This window comes from Sulfurimonas sp. HSL-1716, from assembly GCF_039645975.1.
GTDB classification, from domain to species: Bacteria; Campylobacterota; Campylobacteria; order Campylobacterales; family Sulfurimonadaceae; genus Hydrocurvibacter; species Hydrocurvibacter sulfurireducens.
In genome coordinates, this window is the sequence record NZ_CP147918.1 from 1645125 (window position 1) to 1664935 (window position 19811).

The 19811-nt window shown below is 42.6% G+C and carries 21 protein-coding genes; 10 read left to right on the forward strand and 11 right to left on the reverse strand.

Annotated features, from left to right (window positions below; all coding sequences use genetic code 11):
* The first annotated feature begins 19 nt into the window (after positions 1 to 19).
* Positions 20 to 481 carry a hypothetical protein gene (locus WCY03_RS08375; RefSeq protein ID WP_345991988.1) on the forward strand — a complete coding sequence of 154 codons (462 nt, stop codon included), beginning with the start codon at positions 20 to 22 and terminating at the stop codon, positions 479 to 481.
* Here WCY03_RS08375 and pyrF read toward each other — a convergent pair.
* The 10 genes from pyrF to WCY03_RS08425 form a co-directional block, all read right to left on the reverse strand.
* Positions 478 to 1161, reverse strand: a complete 684-nt coding sequence (pyrF, locus tag WCY03_RS08380; protein ID WP_345991990.1) for an orotidine-5'-phosphate decarboxylase — start codon at positions 1159 to 1161, stop codon at positions 478 to 480. The two genes, WCY03_RS08375 and pyrF, sit on opposite strands and share 4 nt — an antisense overlap.
* Before the next feature lie 15 nt (positions 1162 to 1176).
* The gene (locus WCY03_RS08385) at positions 1177 to 1794 is read right to left on the reverse strand and encodes a dual specificity protein phosphatase family protein (protein WP_345991992.1); all 618 of its coding nucleotides are present in this window, start codon (positions 1792 to 1794) and stop codon (positions 1177 to 1179) included.
* 93 nt (positions 1795 to 1887) lie between these two features.
* The gene (acs, locus tag WCY03_RS08390; protein WP_345991994.1) at positions 1888 to 3843 is read right to left on the reverse strand and encodes an acetate--CoA ligase; all 1956 of its coding nucleotides are present in this window, start codon (positions 3841 to 3843) and stop codon (positions 1888 to 1890) included.
* Positions 3843 to 4466: a 3'-5' exonuclease gene (locus tag WCY03_RS08395; RefSeq protein ID WP_345991996.1), complete on the reverse strand. Its 624-nt coding sequence runs from the start codon at positions 4464 to 4466 to the stop codon at positions 3843 to 3845. The genes acs and WCY03_RS08395 overlap by 1 nt, the downstream gene beginning before the upstream one ends.
* A complete protein-coding gene (locus tag WCY03_RS08400; protein WP_345991998.1) occupies positions 4466 to 6280 on the reverse strand; it encodes a putative nucleotidyltransferase substrate binding domain-containing protein in 1815 nt (604 codons plus the stop codon). The genes WCY03_RS08395 and WCY03_RS08400 overlap by 1 nt, the downstream gene beginning before the upstream one ends.
* 56 nt (positions 6281 to 6336) lie before the next feature.
* Complete coding sequence (locus WCY03_RS08405; protein ID WP_345992000.1) at positions 6337 to 8001, reverse strand: cation acetate symporter; 1665 nt, start codon at positions 7999 to 8001, stop codon at positions 6337 to 6339.
* Complete coding sequence (locus WCY03_RS08410; RefSeq protein ID WP_345992002.1) at positions 7998 to 8315, reverse strand: DUF485 domain-containing protein; 318 nt, start codon at positions 8313 to 8315, stop codon at positions 7998 to 8000. The genes WCY03_RS08405 and WCY03_RS08410 overlap by 4 nt, the downstream gene beginning before the upstream one ends.
* A gap of 16 nt (positions 8316 to 8331) precedes the next feature.
* Positions 8332 to 9675 carry an OprD family outer membrane porin gene (locus WCY03_RS08415; RefSeq protein ID WP_345992004.1) on the reverse strand — a complete coding sequence of 448 codons (1344 nt, stop codon included), beginning with the start codon at positions 9673 to 9675 and terminating at the stop codon, positions 8332 to 8334.
* Positions 9676 to 9820: 145 nt separating this feature from the next.
* Complete coding sequence (locus WCY03_RS08420) at positions 9821 to 10477, reverse strand: response regulator transcription factor (RefSeq protein ID WP_345992005.1); 657 nt, start codon at positions 10475 to 10477, stop codon at positions 9821 to 9823.
* Positions 10477 to 11694 (reverse strand): HAMP domain-containing sensor histidine kinase, encoded by a 1218-nt coding sequence (locus WCY03_RS08425; protein ID WP_345992007.1) that lies wholly within the window; start codon positions 11692 to 11694, stop codon positions 10477 to 10479. The genes WCY03_RS08420 and WCY03_RS08425 overlap by 1 nt, the downstream gene beginning before the upstream one ends.
* Positions 11695 to 11785: 91 nt before the next feature.
* On the opposite strand from WCY03_RS08425, the gene WCY03_RS08430 reads away from it, so the two are divergent.
* Positions 11786 to 12292, forward strand: a complete 507-nt coding sequence (locus tag WCY03_RS08430; RefSeq protein WP_345992009.1) for a peptidylprolyl isomerase — start codon at positions 11786 to 11788, stop codon at positions 12290 to 12292.
* Positions 12293 to 12300: 8 nt separating this feature from the next.
* Positions 12301 to 12690, forward strand: a complete 390-nt coding sequence (locus tag WCY03_RS08435; RefSeq protein WP_345992011.1) for a hypothetical protein — start codon at positions 12301 to 12303, stop codon at positions 12688 to 12690.
* Positions 12691 to 12918: 228 nt separating this feature from the next.
* On the opposite strand, the gene WCY03_RS08440 is transcribed toward WCY03_RS08435, so the two are convergent.
* Positions 12919 to 13488 carry a hypothetical protein gene (locus tag WCY03_RS08440; protein ID WP_345992013.1) on the reverse strand — a complete coding sequence of 190 codons (570 nt, stop codon included), beginning with the start codon at positions 13486 to 13488 and terminating at the stop codon, positions 12919 to 12921.
* 105 nt (positions 13489 to 13593) lie between these two features.
* Here WCY03_RS08440 and WCY03_RS08445 point away from each other — a divergent pair, with 105 nt between their 5' ends.
* Genes WCY03_RS08445 through WCY03_RS08475 form a run of 7 tightly spaced genes read left to right on the forward strand, consistent with a single transcriptional unit; the run spans position 13594 to position 19735 of the window.
* Positions 13594 to 14676: an epoxyqueuosine reductase QueH gene (locus tag WCY03_RS08445; protein ID WP_345992016.1), complete on the forward strand. Its 1083-nt coding sequence runs from the start codon at positions 13594 to 13596 to the stop codon at positions 14674 to 14676.
* Between the two features lie 51 nt (positions 14677 to 14727).
* Complete coding sequence (gene fabZ / locus WCY03_RS08450) at positions 14728 to 15171, forward strand: 3-hydroxyacyl-ACP dehydratase FabZ (protein ID WP_345992018.1); 444 nt, start codon at positions 14728 to 14730, stop codon at positions 15169 to 15171.
* Entirely contained in the window at positions 15171 to 15953 is a 783-nt protein-coding gene (gene lpxA, locus WCY03_RS08455; RefSeq protein WP_345992020.1) for an acyl-ACP--UDP-N-acetylglucosamine O-acyltransferase, read from the forward strand. The genes fabZ and lpxA overlap by 1 nt, the downstream gene beginning before the upstream one ends.
* Positions 15953 to 17194 (forward strand): ATP-dependent Clp protease ATP-binding subunit ClpX, encoded by a 1242-nt coding sequence (gene clpX / locus WCY03_RS08460; RefSeq protein ID WP_345992022.1) that lies wholly within the window; start codon positions 15953 to 15955, stop codon positions 17192 to 17194. Before lpxA ends, clpX begins: the two co-directional genes overlap by 1 nt.
* Before the next feature lie 9 nt (positions 17195 to 17203).
* Entirely contained in the window at positions 17204 to 18241 is a 1038-nt protein-coding gene (locus tag WCY03_RS08465) for a rod shape-determining protein (protein WP_345992024.1), read from the forward strand.
* Positions 18234 to 18995, forward strand: a complete 762-nt coding sequence (mreC, locus tag WCY03_RS08470) for a rod shape-determining protein MreC (protein ID WP_345992026.1) — start codon at positions 18234 to 18236, stop codon at positions 18993 to 18995. The genes WCY03_RS08465 and mreC overlap by 8 nt, the downstream gene beginning before the upstream one ends.
* The gene (locus WCY03_RS08475; RefSeq protein ID WP_345992028.1) at positions 18992 to 19735 is read left to right on the forward strand and encodes a MipA/OmpV family protein; all 744 of its coding nucleotides are present in this window, start codon (positions 18992 to 18994) and stop codon (positions 19733 to 19735) included. Before mreC ends, WCY03_RS08475 begins: the two co-directional genes overlap by 4 nt.
* The last annotated feature ends 76 nt before the right edge of the window (positions 19736 to 19811 follow it).

A 19811-nucleotide genomic window follows, 5' to 3' on the forward strand; every position in this document is an offset into this window, starting at 1 on the left:
CATCATATTGGTATGGATAATGCTACAATCGATTATGTACATATCAACATATAATAGTTATATAAATCCTGTCGGAACCTATAATAAACAAGAAACAGCTCCGCTAACAAAGCCGCAGACCAGTTTTAAAGAGCAGCTGTTATACAAGACCATAGATACATACAATGTTCCTAAGTCTTTTCCTATCGATTATATAAATAAAGAGAGTACATTTTTTAACAAACTTCGTATGCAGCAGGATATATCTTCAGATGAAGAGATATCAAAAAGTTTGGATGAAAGCCGCTATGTAAGCAGTTTTAATATTTTAAAAAAGAGAGAAAGCGCGTATCAGCAGACCTCTTATAAGATAACGTCGCTGCAAAACGTCAAATATACCTTAGCACCCAAACTCGGCAGTATAGATTTTACTGCTCAAAAAGCCGATGCCGCCAATATCTACATTCAAAATGACGCATACTTTCATAAAAGAGCCGTTTAAAGTTTTCTTATTATCTTTTCAACGACCTCAGCCGGATTCTCGGCCATATAGATCGGACGGCCGACCACGATAAAATCAACCATTGCCGAATGCGCGTAGTCGATATCCGCAACACGCTGCTGATCGCCTGCATCTTCACCGAAGGGACGGATACCCGGTGTCAGGGTCATAAACTCTCTTGACGTTATGTTTTTGATCGATTCGCTTTCAAATGCACTGCACACGACACCGTCAAGCCCGCTTTCATAAGCATCGTGCGCAAACTTGTCCGCTTTTTTTGCGATATTTTCGTTATACACATCCATAAACTCCTCCTCGTTAAAAGAAGTAAGTGCCGTTACGGCTAAGACGATAGGACGTTTTTCATATTTTTTCAGTCTCTGCATGACCGTGTTCATCGCACGTTTTCCCGCGCTTGCATGGACATTGAACATATCCACACCCAGCCCCATGATCGACTCGGCCGCATCAGCCATAGTATTTGGGATGTCATAAAGCTTCAGGTCCAAAAATATTTTAAAATCCGGGTTAATCGCTTTTATCGCTTTTATGAAATCAGCACCGTCGCGGATATATGAACGAAAACCGACCTTTAGCCAGACATCGTAATCTTTTATCTTTTCGACCAATGCCAGGTTTTCATCTTTGCTCGGCAGGTCCAGGGCAATACAAAGTTCCATCTTTTCTCTTTTATATTATTTGTTCAATTGATTTATAGTCGCTTCTTCTCCGACTCTTCTCGGTTTGTAATGCATCAGAAAATCGCCTTTGCTTTTTCCGTCTGCAAAACTGCTTCTATATCCGAATCCTTGCACTAAAAACCTTGTCTTGGCTCTGGCATCCGCATTTTTCCATTTTTCATACTCTATTCTATAGATAGCGCTGTATATCTGCGCTCTGCCCGTTCCATGATAACAGTGGATAAGAACAGGATAACTTGCATTATTGTCCAACACCGAAAAAAACTTGCTCAGCGTCTCTTTTGTCGGAACTTGTCCCGAAGGGATGTTCACATGAACGACATTAGCGTTATTTTCTTCATCATATTTTTTTACGGCTGCCGCTTCTGCGTCTATATGCGCCTGTTTTCCAGGGTTTAATCTGTCTTGTACTCCGGGATCAAGGAGATCTATGACCGTCTTGATCTTGTACTCTTTTAAATAAGAGCCCAATTTATCGGGATTGATAAGTGCCGATTTATACACTTTGTCTTTGCTTATCTCTTCAAAACGATAATTAAAATTCACATGCCATACATAATAAACACCGATAATCACGACTGCAAGGCCAAGTAGCTTAAGAAGTTTTTTCACAAGTCTTTCCTAAAGATTAAGATCAAAAGAGAAATTGTATCAAAGTTTGATTAAGAAGAGTCGTCGGCATGTAAAATTTACATGCCGATTTGATTACGCGTTTACCATTTTTTCGATTTTTTCGACCACGCTAGGATCTTCGAGAGTCGAAATATCCTGTGTTATTGCCTCGCCCTTGGCGATAGAGCGGAGAATACGGCGCATGATTTTTCCAGAACGTGTTTTTGGCAATCCCGGAGCAAAAACGATATCGTCACATAAAGCGATATTGCCTATCTCTTTTTTGATGACATTGTTGATAGCTTTGAACTCCTCTAGTTCATCTGCGACCCCTTCGTCCGATTTGAGAACGATATAGGCAAATATCCCTTCGCCTTTTATCTCATGCGGTTTGCCTACAACTGCGACTTCAGCAACGTTAGGATGTTTTTTAATTGCCGCTTCGACCTCTGCTGTTCCCATTCTGTGTCCCGAAACATTGATAACGTCATCCGTACGTCCGGTAATAGTGATATAACCGTCCGCATCGTAAACAGCGCCGTCACCCGTAAAATATACCGCTTTACCCTCTTTTTTAACATCACCGAAATAAGATTTTACAAATCTCTCAGGATCGCCCCAGATACCTCTGATCATAGACGGCCACGGACGTGTTACACACATATAACCGCCTTCTCCCGCTTCTGTACGCTCTCCGGTCTGCGGATCAAGTATCTCCGCCATGATCCCCGGAAGCGGGTACGTGGCGCACGCAGGCTTGATAGGCGTAGCTCCCGGAAGAGGTGAAACGATATGTCCGCCCGTCTCAGTCTGCCAATAAGTATCCACGATCGCACATTTGGAATTACCGACCTCTTCATAATACCATTTCCATGCCGGAGGATCGATCGGTTCTCCTACCGTTCCAAGAACTTTAAGACTCGAGATATCATATTTTGCAGGCTCATGTTCACCCGTCTTATGAAGTACGCGGATAGCCGTCGGCGCCGTATAAAACTGATTTATCTTGTACTCTTCTACCATTTTCCATGGACGACCTGCATCAGGATATGTCGGAACACCTTCGAACATTACCGTTGTAGCACCCATGGCAAGCGGTCCGTAGACGATATAGGTATGTCCCGTAATCCAGCCGACATCCGCCGTACACCAGTATGTATCATTCTCTTTAACATCGAAGACCCATTCCATGGTCATTTGCGCCCAAAGAATATAACCTGCCTGGTTATGCTGTACACCTTTTGGTTTACCGGTCGAACCCGATGTATAAAGAAGGAAAAGCGGATCTTCGGCATCCATTACTTCAGGCTCGCATTTAGTGGATTGATGCTTGATGATCTCGTTGTAAGAATAGTCACGTCCCGCTACCCACTCGACATCTTCACCGTTTCTCTCCACGACTAAAACTTTTTTTACAGGAGTATCCCCGTTTAACGCTTCATCCACGACCGGTTTAAGCATATACGGTTTGTCCTTTCTAAAAGCACCGTCGGCCGTGATAACGACCTTTGCGTCTGCGTCGATGATTCTGTCACGAAGCGCTTCTGCCGAGAAGCCTCCAAACACGATGCTGTGGATCGCACCGATTCTTGCACATGCGAGCATCGCATACGCCGCTTCAGGGATCATAGGCATATAGATAACGACACGATCGCCTTTTTTCACGCCGAACTCATTTTTTAGAAGATTTGCGAACTGATTTACATTGTAGTAAAGTTCCAAATATGTGATGATCTGCTTGTCGCCTCTGTCACCTTCAAAAATAATGGCCGCTTTGTTTTTACGGGAGTTCAAATGACGATCGATACATTGCGCCGCGACATTGAGCTTCCCGCCTTCAAACCACTTTACAAACGGATAAGCACTCTCGTCCAGTACCGTGTCAAACGGTCTTATCCAATCGATCTTTTCCTTGGCAAAAGTTCCCCAAAACCCTTCATAATCTTCCATAGCGGCATCTTGCAGCGCTTGATATTCACACATATTCTTGATTCTTGCAGTTTTTGCAAACTCTTTATTTGGTTTAAAAACAGGTTTTACTTCTGTCATTATTTTTTTCTCCTTGAATTAAGTTTTAAATATATCATAGCTGTCATGATCGCGTCATTGACGGCATTATGAGCACCCATGTTAGGTAAATTACAATTTTTTAAGATTGTATCAAAGCGTAAATCAATATTTCCTTGCGGTATCAAGGTAATCGTCTGTTCAAAATAGATTTCAGAAACCTCGATCATACTATTGGGCAGAGTTACGCCTATCATCGGTTTTATATACTTGTTGATCATCTCTACGTCGAATTCTAAATAATACCCTATTAAAGTTCTTGCTCCTATAAATCGCAAAAATTCTTTAACGGCGGCTTCGGGACTTTTCGCACTCATAAGATCGCACTCCCTTATGCGGTGAATGGCGATGCTCTTGGAAGAGATATCTTTGGAGTTTTTAAGATAGACCTCAAAAGTTTGCGAAGTCAATATTTTATTATCTTTTATCTTAACCGCTCCAATGGAGAGTATTTCGTCTTTTTTTGGATCAAGTCCCGTCGTTTCCGTATCAAACACGACAAATTCTCCGCTTGTATCCTCATCAAATAAAAAGGAGAACTCTTTATCTGTGAGATTTGACAAATTTTTATCTCTTTTCCATTTTTTAAATAAAGAAAAAAACATCAGCCGACCATATTGAGATGGAAATGAAAAATCATAAATTTTTTAAACTTGTTTACGACTTTAAAGCTGTCTTTTAAAAGATCGATGTCGATCTTTTGCAAGTTGTTTGGATTGATGTAGTTTATCTCTTCCATGTTCTTTGCTTCAAGCATCGCTTTTAACCTTATGGACGACAATGTGTCAAAACACTCTATAAGCTCCGTAGCGAACGTTTTATCGAAGATACCTTTATTGTTTAAGGCTTTGATCCTCTCTATAGTGTTTGTCACATCGACTTTATACTCCAGCGATAATGTCCTTATCCCGTGAACCAGGGCAAATATACCTCCTTTTTTTAAATCAAGTTTATTGTGATGGCTTTTTTCCAGTACAAAGCCCCAGATCAGCGAAAGTGGCGTCTCAAAGTTAAGTACCGCTTTTGCGATATGCGCCAAGACATCGTCCCTGGCATTGAAACTCTCGAAGAGATAGTTCTTAAGCCCTTCAAGCAGGGTTTTGTCGCCGCTCACACATTTCGCATCCAAAAAGATGCTCAGGTTCTGCAGGTTTGTTTCATCCAGCGTCACTATCCATTCATCGATCAAAGATCTGTATCTGGCTTCATCACGCCTGTAAAACTCATTGCTTACCATGACGTTTCCTTTGCAAGACGGAAAACCGATATCCAGCAGAAACTTGTTAAGCTTCATCATAGGCTGAGCAAAGAGCTGTGCATCCACACCCTCTTTTATGATCAAAGCATTGTCCTGATCGGTCTTTATGATCTGCTCTTCTCTGCCTTCTGAACCCATGACGATAAGTGCGCATTTGTTCCGCAGTTCTTCATCGACGCACATCTCAAAGACTTTTTTGTATATTTTGGTGTTGAGCGTCGATATCAGCTTTGTGATATATCTCGCCTTCACGCCTTTGGCATCAAGCGAAAGTATAATGTTTTTCAGATCTTGCTGCAGATTTTTAAGATCGTCTACACTTTTTGCCTTGTCTATCTGGACTGCGACAAGATGCGAATGGTTTGCGAAATAACTAAGCAGATCCAACTGCTCCAATACGCCTTTAACCTCGCCTTCATCGAATACCACGACCCTTTTTATGCTGTTGTGCGTCATAAGCAAAAGTGCATTGAACAGAAAATCGTTTATATCTATGCCGATAACGTTCTTAGTCGCTATGCGTATGATCGGTTCTTCTACTCCTGTCCCGCCTAAGAGCACTTTTTCTTTCAGGTTCGTATCTGTCACGATAGCATAGCCGTTTTGGGATCTTACGAGTATCACGCTTGCTTTGAGCTCTTTTTGCTTCTTTAAAGAATCGTAAATGCTTGCAGCCTCATCGACTATACAGGCGTTATGAAGATAGATTTCGCTTACTTTTGAGATCAAGAACGGGGTCAGATCGCTTTGGGTATGATACTCTTTTAGCTGCTGATGACGGGTCACGAAATCCTGCAGGAAATAGCCTTGGACATCTTTGTTCTCCAAAAGGGCTATAAAATCCTCTTTTTTCAGCTCGTAACATATCAGGTCTTCGTCAACTATGAATCTCCCTTCGGTTTTTCCGTAGATGAGAGCATCCGCGTCAAAGCTGTCGCCGGAACTGAAAAAACTATGTATCTCATCATCGACATACTCCTTGACGGTGCCTTTGATGATAATATAAAATGCGATCGAGGGAATGTTTTTTGAGAATAGAAGAGTGTCTTTAGGGTAGTAGGCAATATCCATTTTGTTCATAAGATCGTCCAGCACGGACGAACTGAGCAGTTCAAAAGGATGGATGGACTCGATAAGTTTTCTTTGATCAAGTATGCTCAATGCACCTCTCCTAAAAGATATGGCGCATGAAGAGAAGTCTCCATGCACTTTTTTTGCTAATGTTCACTGGCACCTTCTGCACCGATACCTGTCTGGCTTCTGATATATTGAGCTTCAAAAGCCTCTCTTTCGGCTTTAGCCTCTTCAGAGTTGTCAGTGACCGAGAAGATATATATCCCGATAAATGCGACCACTACTGAAAAGAGCGCCGGATATTTATACGGGAATATCGCATGCGCGTTTCCAAGTATCTGTACCCAAACGATCGGTCCGAGAATAACGAGAAGTACCGCAGTAGCAAGTCCCAGACTTCCGCCTATCACCGCACCGCGGGTAGTAAGTTTTTTCCAGTACATAGAAAGGAAAAGGATCGGAAAGTTCGCAGAAGCAGCGATGGCAAAAGCAAGACCGACGACAAATGCGATATTTTGTTTCTCAAACGCGATACCCATGATGATAGCCACGACACCAAGAGCCACGGTAGCTATTTTGGAAACTCTCATCTCTGTTATACCGTCGACTTGACCTTTTTTGAATACCGAAGCGTAAAGGTCATGAGATATCGCAGATGCACCTGCCAATGTCAGACCTGAAACGACTGCCAATATTGTAGCAAATGCCACAGCCGAGATAAAGCCTAGGAAGAAATCTCCGCCGACCGCATGACTCAGGTGGATCGCCGCCATGTTGTTTCCTCCAAGGATAGGGAAACCGCCGCTTACTGCTTGTTTTGCCGTATCCAGATAATGAGGATTTTTAAATACCAATACGATAGCACCAAAACCGATGATGAACGTCAAGATATAAAAATATCCGATAAAACCTGTCGCGAAGAAAACGGATTTTCTTGCTTCTTTCGCATCGCCGACGGTAAAAAATCTCATCAAGATATGAGGAAGTCCCGCCGTACCGAACATCAGTGCCACTGCCAGAGAGATCGCCGATACAGGATCACTTACAAGTCCGCCCGGGCTCATAATAGACGCACCTTTTAACTCTGTTGCGTGAGAGAAAAGCGTCGAGAAACTAAAGTCGTAATGCGCCATAACGGCGATCGCCATGAACGTAGCACCCGCCAAAAGTAAAAACGCTTTTACGATCTGTACCCAGGTAGTTGCAAGCATACCTCCAAACGTCACGTAAAGTACCATTAATACTCCGACGAGGATAACGGCCACTTCATAATGAAGCCCGAAAAGAAGCTGGATAAGTTTACCCGAACCGACCATCTGTGCGATCAAATACAAAATAACCGTCGCAATAGAACCAAACGCCGCCAAAGTACGGATAGGCCCTTGACGGAGTCTGTATGACGCAACGTCTGCGAATGTATATTTTCCAAGGTTTCTAAGCGGTTCTGCGATCATAAAAAGAATGACCGGCCAGCCGACAAGAAAACCGATGGAATAAATAAGCCCGTCATATCCTTTTAGGTAGACAAGACCGGAAATTCCTAAAAATGACGCCGCAGACATATAATCGCCCGCAATAGCCATACCGTTTTGAAAACCTGTTATGCCGCCGCCTGCAGTGTAAAAATCTTTTGCACTTTTCGTTCTCTTGGCTGCCCAGTAAGTGATACCCAGAGTAGCTCCGACAAAGATAACGAACATCACAATGGCAGAAATGTTTAGTGCCTGTTTTTGCACCTCGCCCTGAATCGCTTCTGAAGCAAAAAGAGCCACACCCGAAAGTGCTAAAAATGTAAATATTCTATTCATCCGTTGTCCTTTATAGAATTTTTGATCTTGTTTGACAGATCGTCAAACTCGCCGTTGGCTCTTTTTGTGTATATACCCGTAAGGATAAATGCAAATACGATGACCGCCATACCGATAGGAATCCCTACCGTAGTAACGGAATCAGACGACAGAGGAACAGCCAAAAGTGACGGATCGAATGCAATCGTCAGGATAAATGCAAAATACACGACCAGCATCGCCATGGTCAGCTTTAGCGAAAAAGACCCTCTTTTTGCTACCAGCTCTTTGTAATTGGGATCGTTTTTAATCTGATCTACAAGTTCTTTTTTCATGATCTGTTTCCTTATATTAGAAATTATAGTTAACTATAAATCTGTATTCGTCCCAGCCCGTGTCACCTGAGGCAGTTTCTGCAAATTTTCTCGGGAAGTTCCCGCGTAAACGCAGTTGAAGATTTTTCACGACTTCCGGATTATATATGATATCAAAACCTGGTTCGGTTGCGGTGCGTGCTATGCCGTAACCGCTGTTTGCATCCATGTCAAAAGATGTATAATAAGCAGTCGCTTTTACGTTCGCGCCCAGATCTTTGAAGTTGTACGTAGCCGCCACTTTTGCCGCTTTCGTACCTGCAATGAACTGATGACGAGTCACCATACCTTGCGTATATGCAGGCATACCGCCCCATGGAGTGATGATAGCGTTTGCAAGTCCTCCGGCCGCTGCTTCTGCTGCATTGTTCGCACCTGTTTGGGAATACGCCACGTATGCCGTTAGGTTTTCGACTTTGGCACCGAATTTCGCGCCCCAGTACATCCCGTCCACTTTTCCGGCCAGTTTATCTCCGACCTCATCCTCTTTTATGAACTGAGCCGAAAAAAACGGATGAATCTTATCTGTCAAAAGACATTTCCATGAAAGATCGACTTGGCCGTATACCGCATTTAAGATGTCGTATGCATAGTAGTCCCATACCTGAGCTTTTATGTTTTTGTTGGGTGCATAAGTTGCCGATGCGACACTTACACCGTCAGTCGATTGCCCGATCGCGTATTCGCCCATTTTTACAAAATCGCCCACTTGATTCTGCGGATCGACATACGAATAACCGGATGTTACGGAAAGTAATTGGTTTGCCACAGAAGTGTTAGTGTATACACGCCCGAACGTTCCTTGAGCGAATTTTGTTACATGTCCGGCTATCAAAGTAGTATTTGGGATATCGGTATTGATAAGCAGATAGGCTTCAAAAAGGTTTGGAAGCATTCTCGCATCATCCGAACCTGCCAGCGGCGTATCGAGTTTTTGGCGTCCGCCTTTAAACGTCGTTTTGCCGTATTTGTATTGAACGTAAGCCTCTCCAAGGATCGAATAACCGTCGTTGTTTTTGCCAAACAGCGTCGCGTCTATCGTCGGTGATGACGCTATACGGTTCGTAGTATAAAGCGCCGTACCGAAGCTCAATCCCTCATAATCGGCTGTCTCAAACTTCAAATGCCCGCCGAGCGCCGTACCGTTACGGTGTAAAGTATTTCCCGCGCTCCCCTGATATTCGCGGTCGATAGAAAACATACGGATCTGTCCGCTGACTTTTCCGTCTTTAAACATAGAACTCATATCTTCGGCTGCAAACGTATTTACAGAACCAAGGAATCCAACTGCAATCAAACTAATCGCTAAGCTTTTTTTCATCTCACATTCTCCTTGTTATACCTGTCGGTATTAATCTAAACAGCATAATGGTATGTGACAAAAATAGCGTGAACGTAGCAATGATAAAAATAGAGTGTTATATTTTGGGATTTTTTTTAATTGTGTATATCGGTAACAATGTACTTTACGGTTTGTCTATCATATAGCCCATCCCACGGACATTGATGATCACATCTTCTTGCATAGATTTTTTTAGGCGGCTTACTTCTGCGCGTATGGTGGCATTATCGACTATCTGCTCGTCCCATACATATATAGTAAACTGTTCAAAATCGACAATCCTTCCCCTGTTTCTAGCTAGAAGATCAATAATCTGGGATTGTCTTTTGGTAAGTATCTGAGGGTATCCGTTAAAAAGAAGCGTATTGTGTTCCTGATCGTAACTATAGTTTTTCGACAGACGCAGATGGACTCTTGGGACCTCGTTTGAAAGCATCACTCTGTCAAGACGCAGGGCAAGTTCTTTTAGATGGAACGGTTTTTTCAGGTAATCGTAACATCCGAGATTGTAGGCACGGGAGATATCTTCTATATCCACAAGTGCACTGATGTAGATGGTCGGTACATGGATTTTGAGCTCATGCAGTTTTTCTAAAAAAGTAAGTCCGTCCATCCCCGGTACGTTTATATCCAGGATAAGCAGATCGTAACTGTTCTTTTTTAGCGCTTCAAACGCTTTGAGCCCGTCAAAATAGGTATCTACCTTGTGCCCTTCCGCTTCCAAAAACTCCTGTATGGATTCATTTAACATCACTTCGTCTTCTAGCAGCAGTATCTTCATCACTCACCCATCATTTTGAATTTATATGTAAAAGTCGTTCTTTCGTCGCTTGAATCTAAAGAGATCACGACATCCTCCTCTTTACAGATACTGTTGACAAGCTGCAGACCTATCCCAAAACCGTCTTGCGTTTTATTTTCCCTGTAGTATGCATCGAAGATCCTGTCGGTGTTCTTTATGGTTTTGGAGAGACTTCCCATAGAGAGTTCGGCAAAGACACCCTCCTGTTTCAGGCTTACATGTACGATCTCGTAAGCCAACGTATATTTGATGGCATTTGTTATGGTGTTGTCTATGATCCGTTGAAGTTTCGTTTCATTAAAATATATATATCTGCCTTTAAAGTCCGAAATATACTCGAATCTCACTTTTGAAAGCTCTGCGACCTCGGCAAAAAAATCGAGTCTTGAGATCAAGAACAGCTCTATCTCTATGGCGGCTTTTGGATACTCTACTTGATCTTTTTTTACAAGATAGCTCAGATCGTCGTAGATATTAAAGATATTTTTCGCGGCGGCCTCTATCTTGGAGAGCTGTCTGTCTTTTTGATTTTTCATGACAAAAAGCTCTATACTCGTCAATATCACGCTAAGAGGAGTGTTCGTCTCATGGATGGTGTACCTTAAAAACTCTTTTTGCGACTGTAATATTTCGTCTTTGTGGCTTTTTTCCTTTACGAGGTTTTCGTTTATCAGCTTTAAATTGGCAGTTTTTTCTCTGACCCTGTCTTCAAGATGCACATTCAACTCCCGTAAAGAGTCTTTTTGTTCGCGGATGATATCAAGCATACTGTTTATATGCCCGACCATAAGTTTAAAATCCTGAAAAAACAGAGTATTCTCATCCATAGACCTGTCGTCATGTGCGGCATTTTTGAAAAAATCCAAAAACTGCTCCGTGTCTTTTTGTAAAAGTGCGTTAAATATTTTAAAGACGCCGAACGCTATTCCAAAGAGTATGAAAGAGAGCGTCACGATCGCGAGTATCGTTTTGATCAAGATCGATTTGAGTATCTCTTTTTTCTGCTCGACCAGTTTTACGTTTTTCGTGTCCAGATTTTTGACGATGATATTCTCCACGAGCGACTGTTCATAGTCTTTATATATCTGCGAAACAAGCAGAGAGACAAAGACGACACTAAAGAGAAAGATAATGATCATCGTGTAAATATTGGCTTGTTTAATAGTAATATTTTTAAAAAACGATTCGATTTTCATAGGTGTAATTATACAGTCATGTGTCTAAAATTAGACTTCTTACAAAACTTTGACTATAATTTCAAAAATAAAATCTAATGAAGGTAATACAATGTCATTTTTTGGAAGAGACTTAAAAAAATACGATATCAATGAAGATGAATTAGCTAAAATGCAATGGGCTAAGATAACTACGAACAAAGGCGTCATGTGGGTAAAGCTTTACCCTGAAGAAACTCCTATCACCGTAACGAATTTTGCTCATTTGGTAAATGACGGTTTTTACAACGGTCTGAACTTCCACCGTGTTATCCCTGGCTTTATGGCTCAAGGCGGATGTCCTCAAGGGACAGGAACAGGCGGACCGGGCTGGGCTATCCCTTGTGAGACGAAACAAAACACGCACAAACACGTAAAAGGTACTATCTCTATGGCACATGCGGGACCGAACACCGGCGGAAGCCAGTTCTTCATCTGTTTTGTACCGTGTCCTCATCTTGACGGCGTACATACCGTATTTGGCGGTATCGAAGCCAATGATGAAGAGAGCATGAGCGTCTTAGATTCTATCGTTATGAGAGACGAGATAGAAACTATCGAGATATTAGAATCAAAATAAGCAAAAAAATGTGTAATTGTCTAGACAACATCGTTATCGAAGGAACATTTCCCCCTTTTATCTTCTGTCCCTACTGCGGAGAGAAACTGGTCGATGAAGGAACCATCGCTCAAAGGGACGAGCTTTTGGTTCAGGCCGACGAAGAAGCGTTTGCGCGTCTCAGCGAACTCGAAGATATCATCGAAACAAAGTTTGACGATATCTTGATAGAAGACGCACAAACCTTGTCCGAACGACTCGCTAAAACAATGGACGAATTTGAACTCCAATTTCCTATGAGCGTCCAAGAAGAGAGAATCGAGATACGCCACGAAGGCAATTACGAAACACAAAGCATAGAACTGTTTTTAGAACAAGAGGACGACGATAGCCCCCTGTACACTGTAAGTGTCTTTTAAAGACTCTTAGACTTTTATATGCCGTTGCGTAAGGATCAGCCTCCTTTATCGCAATGTATCAAATTGATCTTCACCATTTTTATAAACCGATTGTTCTGATTAACTTTTGGACTGTGAGTACTTACAACATCAACTCGAAATAAACCATTGTTCATGACATTTCCTTAGTTTTGAAGTATCAACGTACAAACAGCAAAAAGCGTTCACAAAAGACAGTCAAATATTATTCTATGAATTTTTCCTCCTAAAGATCACGTATGATGTTCCCATAGCAACCACTATTATAAGTAAGATAATGAAATACAAAGAGTAGCTGTTCTCCTCTTTTGGCTGTACTTTTTGCACCTCTTTTAGCTTTTTAAGCTGGGGCACGATTGGTTTTGGCACTGCTGCTTGCTCCTTTTTTGCTATAGGAAGCTCCTCCTTCTTAGCAACTACTTTCATAGGGGCTGGCAGCGGTCTTACTTGAAGCATCTGTGTAGGGGCAGGTTCAGACATTTCTAAAACAAATACATCATCATAGTAAGGTTTCAACCTGTCAAGGGTGCGGAAAAGCTGTTGGCGCGTGGTAAGTGGAGCCAAAAATACGACATAATACTTTCCTATGCGTTTCATCTTACTCTTAAGAGCATTTACTTTTACCTGTTCTTTAAGTTTAGGATCCTTTAAAATCGTTTTATTCAGCTTTGTCAATGCCTGCATACCATTTTCTTCAATCGTGTAACTTCCCAAGATGATTTGCTTGTCGATAGCATGTGAAAAACTAAAAGTAAGTAGTAAAAAAAGAAATAAGCGCATAACAACTCCTGCCTTGAATTAATACCATTATGCCAAAAAATGCCTTTATTCAAAAATTTATCTAATTAAATTATAATGTCAGTCATATAAAGAGAAGGAGATACAGTGCTGGTTCATATCTGCTGTTCTGTTGACAGCCACTTTTTTTTAGAGAAACTGCAGCGCGATTTTCCCGAAGAAAAACTCACCGGCTTTTTTTACGATCCCAACATCCATCCCTACTCCGAATACCGTCTGCGCTATCTGGACGTAAAGCGTTCCTGCAAAAAACTCGGCATTCCTCTTTTGGAAGGCGAATACGATTACGAAAATTGGATGGAAGCCGTGCGGGGTCTTGAAAGAGAACCTGAAAAAGGCAAACGCTGCGAAGTCTGTTTTGACAAACGCTTTGAGGTAAGTGCGCAAAAAGCGCTTGAACTCGGCGAAAAAAAGATGACGACAACACTTTTGGTCAGTCCGCTCAAATCTCAAGAACAGCTCAAACGCGTCGGCGACGAGTTTTACAGAAAAAACGGCGTGGAATTCATTGCCGTAGATTACAGAAGCGGCGGCGGCACGCAGGATCAAGCCAAAGTGACAAAAGAAGAACAGCTTTACCGACAGGACTACTGCGGATGTATCTACGGTCTTACCATGCAAAGAGAGTCTCAGGACAAACTGATGGACGAGATGTTCTCTCCTATCTCAAATACCGTCTTGCCCGCTTCCATCGAAGAGAGGCTCTCTCTTTACGAAACTAGAATGAGACTCGAAGACGAAGGCAGAAAATACAGGATACAAAAGCATAAGTTCTTAAACTACAGGCAGTTTACATGTAAACTTACTGTAGACAAATCTATACCCGTTGCAGCTTACGCACTCTCCTACTCGATACTGCAAAGAAAAAAAGCCGAAGGCAGGATAGAGACAGAGATAGAGGGAATTCACTATTTTAACCGCGAAGAGATACGCTTTATCTCGTTACAAAAGTTCAACCTCCTTGCAGACAGGGACTACTTATCCGTTAAAGAACTGATATACAGTCCGTTAGCATACGAGGATGAAGTCGCTTTAAGGATCAAAATCACCAAAAGCATCTACGATTTGACACCTATCATCGTCGTCGACGAGATACCGCAAGGGAAACTTTCTTTAGTTCTTGACGCAAAGATATATGAAGATACAAAAGATAAGATAATCGAAATTTAACAAATATTTTGGTAAAATATCCAAATTCATAATATATAAGGTATTAAATAAATGATGGATGTTATTGAGATTCAAGAGATTATTCCTCACCGTTTTCCGTTTTTGCTTGTAGACCGGGTCACTGAAGTGAACAACGGAGAAAATCTGATCGGTTACAAAAACGTTAGTATCAGCGAGCAGGTCTTTCAAGGACATTTTCCGGACCATCCTATCTATCCGGGCGTGATGATTCTCGAAGGTCTTGCACAGGCAGGCGGTATCTTGGCATTTAAGAGCATGGATATGACAAAAGAAGAGGCGGCCGAAAAGGTCGTATATTTCATGAGTATAGATAATGCGAAGTTCCGTGCACCCGTGCGTCCCGGAGACCGTTTGGAGTACAGAGTCAGCGTCATAAAGAACAAAGGCGCTATCTGGATGCTTGACGGAAAAGCGTATGTGGACGACAAAGTAGTCGCCCAGGCAGAACTCAAAGCAATGGTCGTTGACAAATAATGAGTAAAATATCCAGCCTTGCCATTATAGAAGAGGGAGCGGTCATAGGTGAGAACGTAGAGATCGGAGCATACTGTTTTATCTCCTCGCAGACCACCATCGGTGAGGGAACCGTCATCGATCAGGGAAGCTGTATCTACGGCAAGACCACCATCGGTAAAAACAACCATATCTTTTCCCATTCCGTTTTAGGTTCTATTCCCCAGGATCTGAAATTTGCTGGGGAAGAGGTGGAACTCATCATCGGCGACAATAACAAGATAAGAGAGTTCACTCTTTTTAATCCCGGTACCAAAGGCGGCGGCGGAAAAACCATTATCGGCAACCATAATCTCTTTATGGGATATGTTCATATCGGTCACGACGTACTTATCGGCAACCACTGTATCCTTGCCAATGCCGCGACTTTGGCAGGACATGTCGAAATGGGTGATTATGTCGTCATCGGCGGTATGACGCCGATCCATCAATTTGTCCATATCGGAGATTTTGCGATGATAGCAGGCGCATCTGCTCTTGCTCAGGACATCCCGCCCTACTGTATGGCCGAAGGCAATCGCGCGAGTATCAGAGGTCTAAACCTCACAGGTCTTAGACGCCATCTGGAAAGAAGCGAGATAGATGAGCTAAAGTCGGCTTACCGCGACCTTTTTGAAGCAGGACAACCCCTAAAAGACGTTGCGAATACTCTTTTAGAGACCAGTTCAAACCACCACGTACAGAAACTTTGTAATTTTATTATAAAAACTAAGCGCGGTATCCCATTTGAGAGGAAGATATAATGATCCATAGACATTGTAGTTTTTGTGACGCTACCGAGAGCGATGAGAATCCCCTTATAGCGGGAAACGGCGTCTATATCTGTAAAAACTGTGTTTTTTCGGCATATAAGATCATGTTCGGCGACGAAGATGATATAAAAGAGAACCATGTTCAGCTTGTCGAAGCCGTCGGCGAACTTATGACTCCAAAAGAGCTTGACAACTTCCTCGGCCAGTACATCATAGGTCAGGAACGAGCAAGAAAACTTCTAAGCGTTGCGGTCTATAACCACTACAAAAGAATTTTCAAAACCTCAGACGTCAAAGAAGACGATACCGAAATCGCAAAATCGAACGTACTGCTTATCGGACCGACGGGAAGCGGCAAGACCCTTTTAGCACAGACCATCGCTCGTGTTTTGAATGTTCCGATCGCCATCTCCGATGCGACAAGCCTTACAGAAGCCGGATATGTAGGAGAAGATGTCGAAAACATCCTGACCCGTCTTCTTCAAGCGGCTGACGGAGATATTCAGCGTGCACAACAGGGGATCGTATTCATCGATGAAGTCGACAAAATATCCCGTATGAGCGAGAACCGCTCCATCACCAGAGATGTCTCGGGCGAAGGAGTCCAGCAGGCGCTGCTCAAGATCATCGAGGGTGCAATGGTAAATATCCCGCCAAAAGGCGGACGCAAACATCCCAATCAGGAGTTCACGCAGATAGATACTTCGGGCATCCTTTTTATCTGCGGCGGTGCTTTTGACGGCCTTGAAGAGATCCTGAAGAAAAAACAAGGCGAAAATGTTTTAGGTTTCGGACACGAAAAGAAAAGCAAAAATGAGAAAAAACCGACATTCGATCTGGTCGAACCGGACGATCTCGTCCATTACGGATTGATCCCCGAGCTTGTAGGCCGTCTTCCGATAATCGCGTCGTTAAACGAGATAAACGAGGAAGACATGGTCAGAATATTGACCGAGCCGAAAAACTCTTTGATCCGCCAGTACAAAAAACTTTTCGCCATCGACAAGGTTGAGCTGAATTTTGAAGACGATGCCCTGCTGGCGATCGCAAAAAAGGCCATTGAAAGAAAAACGGGCGCGCGCGGACTCCGAGCTATTTTGGAAGAGAATATGATAGACATCATGTATGAACTTCCGGAGTACAGCGGGTATGAGGTCGTGATAACAAAAGATGTGATAGAAAATGGTGAAAAACCTATTTATATTAAAAAAACTGAGCAAAAAACTGCATAAGGCAAATATATGATATTAAACAAACTGATTGGACTTTTTTCAAACGATCTCTCGATAGATCTAGGAACCGCAAACACTTTAGTGATTGCCAAAGGCAGAGGAATCATCATTAACGAGCCTTCGGTCGTTGCCGTAAAAACTGAAAAATACGGACAGCAAAACGTTCTTGCAGTAGGGCATGAAGCTAAAGAGATGGTCGGAAAAACTCCGGGCAACATCAAAGCCATCCGTCCTATGAAAGACGGCGTTATTGCCGACTTCGATATGACAGAAAAAATGATAAGAAAGTTTATTGAAAAAGCCCATGGAAGAAAAAGCCTTATAAGCCCGCGTATCATCATCTGTGTCCCTTACGGTCTCACACAGGTCGAACGTAAAGCCGTCCGCGAATCTGCCTTAAGCGCGGGTGCAAGAGAGGTGTTCTTGATCGAAGAACCGATGGCAGCAGCCATCGGCGCGGGTATCGATATCCGTCAGCCTCAAGGAAACCTTGTCGTCGATATCGGCGGCGGTACCACTGAGATAGGTGTTGTCTCGTTAGGCGGTCTTGTTCTTTCAAAATCTATCCGTACAGCGGGAGACAAACTTGACAAAGCGATCGTCGATTACGTCAAAAGAAAGTACAACCTTTTAATAGGCGAAAGAAACGCAGAGATCATCAAGATCGCCATTGGGACCGCAGTGCCTTTGGATGAAGAGCTTACCATCGTAGTTAACGGCCGCGACCAGGTCGAAGGACTGCTCAGTTCGATCGAACTGACAAGCGAAGACGCCCGTGAAGCGATGAGAGAACCTCTTCGCGAGATCTCTGAAGCACTGCGCGATGTTTTGGAAAAGATGCCGCCTGACTTAGCAGGAGACATCGTAAACCACGGCATTATCTTAACAGGCGGCGGGGCACTTATCCGTCAGCTTGATAAATTCCTTTCCGACATAGTAAAAATTCCTGTTTATGTAGCGGATGAACCTCTTTTAGCCGTTGCACGCGGAACCGGCCGTGCGCTTGAAGAGATAGATCTATTACAAGAACTTTTTGAGAATGAATAAGGGACTCCTTAGTTTTTTCATAATATTTATAGCACTGCTGGGCGGTGCTATATATTATACGAACAGTATCCAATCTCCTTTTATATCGCTGTCTAATTCCATTCAATCTGCTTACTTCAATACGGTAGAATCCGTTTTCAATACTCTGGATGAACATTTTTATCAGCAAAAACATATCCAAAAATTAAAAAAACAGCTGGCAGAGTATGACAACAATCATCTCGTTATGCAGCAGCTTTCAAGCGAGCTTAACAGTCTCTATAAAGAAAGCAACTCCTCTATACGCACACATCCCAAAGTGGAACTTGTACGCGCGATCTCATACGTTAAATTTTCCGACATTAACAAACTTTGGCTGGAGATGAACGATTTTAACAGTTCAAAAATATACGGGCTGGTCTATAAGGACAGTGTCGCGGGTATCGTCATCTCCAAAGACTCAAAACCTATAGCCCTTTTAAACGGCGATATCAAGAGTTCCTACGCCGTTTTCGTCGGAGAAAACAATGCTCCGGGAATAGCGCATGGGAACAACGACAATACTATCATAGTCAATTTTATACCTTCATGGATAAATATAAAAGTCGGTGACGAAGTGATATCTTCAGGTCTGGACAATCTTTTTTTCAGAGGACTTAAAGTGGGAAAAGTACTCTCCATAAAAAGATCGCAAGGGTATCAAAGCGTAGTAGTCGACCCCTATTTTAAATCAAAAGAACCCAGATATTTTTATGTAATCACCGGGGTTCAATGAGATTTTTTCTTTTACTTTTTATACTTTTTTTTCATCTCATCGCCGATGACAAAAAAACGCCTCTGTTCATCGGTGCAGGGCCCTATATTCAGACCCAGCCCTATAAAGGCGCAGATGCGATCATCGTTCCCTCTCCCGTTATATTTTTTGACAATGGCATTTTTTACGTGCGATGGACAAGAGTCGGGCTCTATCTTTTTGGTAACTCAAAAGACAACTTCAACTGGGGCATCTCACTGACTGCGCAGCCCAGACCTTTTGGGTATAAATCGAGCGATTCTGCTATCTTGGAGGATATGAACAGAGACAGCAGCTTTGAAGCGGGACCGGCTCTGGATGTGGAGTATAAAAACACTTTTTTCAGTGCCGTTTTTTTCCATGACATCTTAAACAGAAGCAACTCCTATATAGTCAGAGCAGAATTGGGACATCATCTAGCTATGGGAAAACTCGACTTTTATCCGAGCATCATGGCGATCTACCATGCAGATAAGTTTAACAACTATTATTACGGTGTCAGACAAAGCGAAGCGACTGCCTCAAGACCCGCTTATTCACCCTCATCAAGTATCGATCTGGCTTTTCAGACATATGCGAGATACGCCTTTACGGAAAAGTGGTCGGCACTGCTCAATTTTCGCGCCGATTATTTAGGCAAAGAGGAGCAAAACTCTCCTATTGTCTCGGACAAATATATGTTTTCTGGACTGATCTCGCTTATGTATAGATTGGAGCTTTGACAAACACTGCATAAGACAAAAAACTCTTATGCAAAAGTTATTTTAATTCTTCCTGCACAGAAGCGAATTTCTTCAA

Bases quoted from the DNA above. Each gene is read 5' to 3' on its own strand.
- WCY03_RS08375 (WP_345991988.1), top strand. From the start codon at position 20: ATGCTACAATCGATTATGTACATATCAACATATAATAGTTATATAAAT.
- pyrF (WP_345991990.1), bottom strand. From the start codon at position 1,161: ATGGAACTTTGTATTGCCCTGGACCTGCCGAGCAAAGATGAAAACCTG.
- WCY03_RS08440 (WP_345992013.1), bottom strand. From the start codon at position 13,488: ATGCGCTTATTTCTTTTTTTACTACTTACTTTTAGTTTTTCACATGCT.
- WCY03_RS08465 (WP_345992024.1), top strand. From the start codon at position 17,204: ATGATATTAAACAAACTGATTGGACTTTTTTCAAACGATCTCTCGATA.
- WCY03_RS08415 (WP_345992004.1), bottom strand. From the start codon at position 9,675: ATGAAAAAAAGCTTAGCGATTAGTTTGATTGCAGTTGGATTCCTTGGT.
- acs (WP_345991994.1), bottom strand. From the start codon at position 3,843: ATGACAGAAGTAAAACCTGTTTTTAAACCAAATAAAGAGTTTGCAAAA.
- WCY03_RS08475 (WP_345992028.1), top strand. From the start codon at position 18,992: ATGAGATTTTTTCTTTTACTTTTTATACTTTTTTTTCATCTCATCGCC.
- WCY03_RS08420 (WP_345992005.1), bottom strand. From the start codon at position 10,477: ATGAAGATACTGCTGCTAGAAGACGAAGTGATGTTAAATGAATCCATA.
- WCY03_RS08435 (WP_345992011.1), top strand. From the start codon at position 12,301: ATGTGTAATTGTCTAGACAACATCGTTATCGAAGGAACATTTCCCCCT.
- WCY03_RS08430 (WP_345992009.1), top strand. From the start codon at position 11,786: ATGTCATTTTTTGGAAGAGACTTAAAAAAATACGATATCAATGAAGAT.
- WCY03_RS08405 (WP_345992000.1), bottom strand. From the start codon at position 8,001: ATGAATAGAATATTTACATTTTTAGCACTTTCGGGTGTGGCTCTTTTT.
- WCY03_RS08410 (WP_345992002.1), bottom strand. From the start codon at position 8,315: ATGAAAAAAGAACTTGTAGATCAGATTAAAAACGATCCCAATTACAAA.
- fabZ (WP_345992018.1), top strand. From the start codon at position 14,728: ATGATGGATGTTATTGAGATTCAAGAGATTATTCCTCACCGTTTTCCG.
- lpxA (WP_345992020.1), top strand. From the start codon at position 15,171: ATGAGTAAAATATCCAGCCTTGCCATTATAGAAGAGGGAGCGGTCATA.
- clpX (WP_345992022.1), top strand. From the start codon at position 15,953: ATGATCCATAGACATTGTAGTTTTTGTGACGCTACCGAGAGCGATGAG.
- WCY03_RS08395 (WP_345991996.1), bottom strand. From the start codon at position 4,466: ATGTTTTTTTCTTTATTTAAAAAATGGAAAAGAGATAAAAATTTGTCA.
- mreC (WP_345992026.1), top strand. From the start codon at position 18,234: ATGAATAAGGGACTCCTTAGTTTTTTCATAATATTTATAGCACTGCTG.
- WCY03_RS08425 (WP_345992007.1), bottom strand. From the start codon at position 11,694: ATGAAAATCGAATCGTTTTTTAAAAATATTACTATTAAACAAGCCAAT.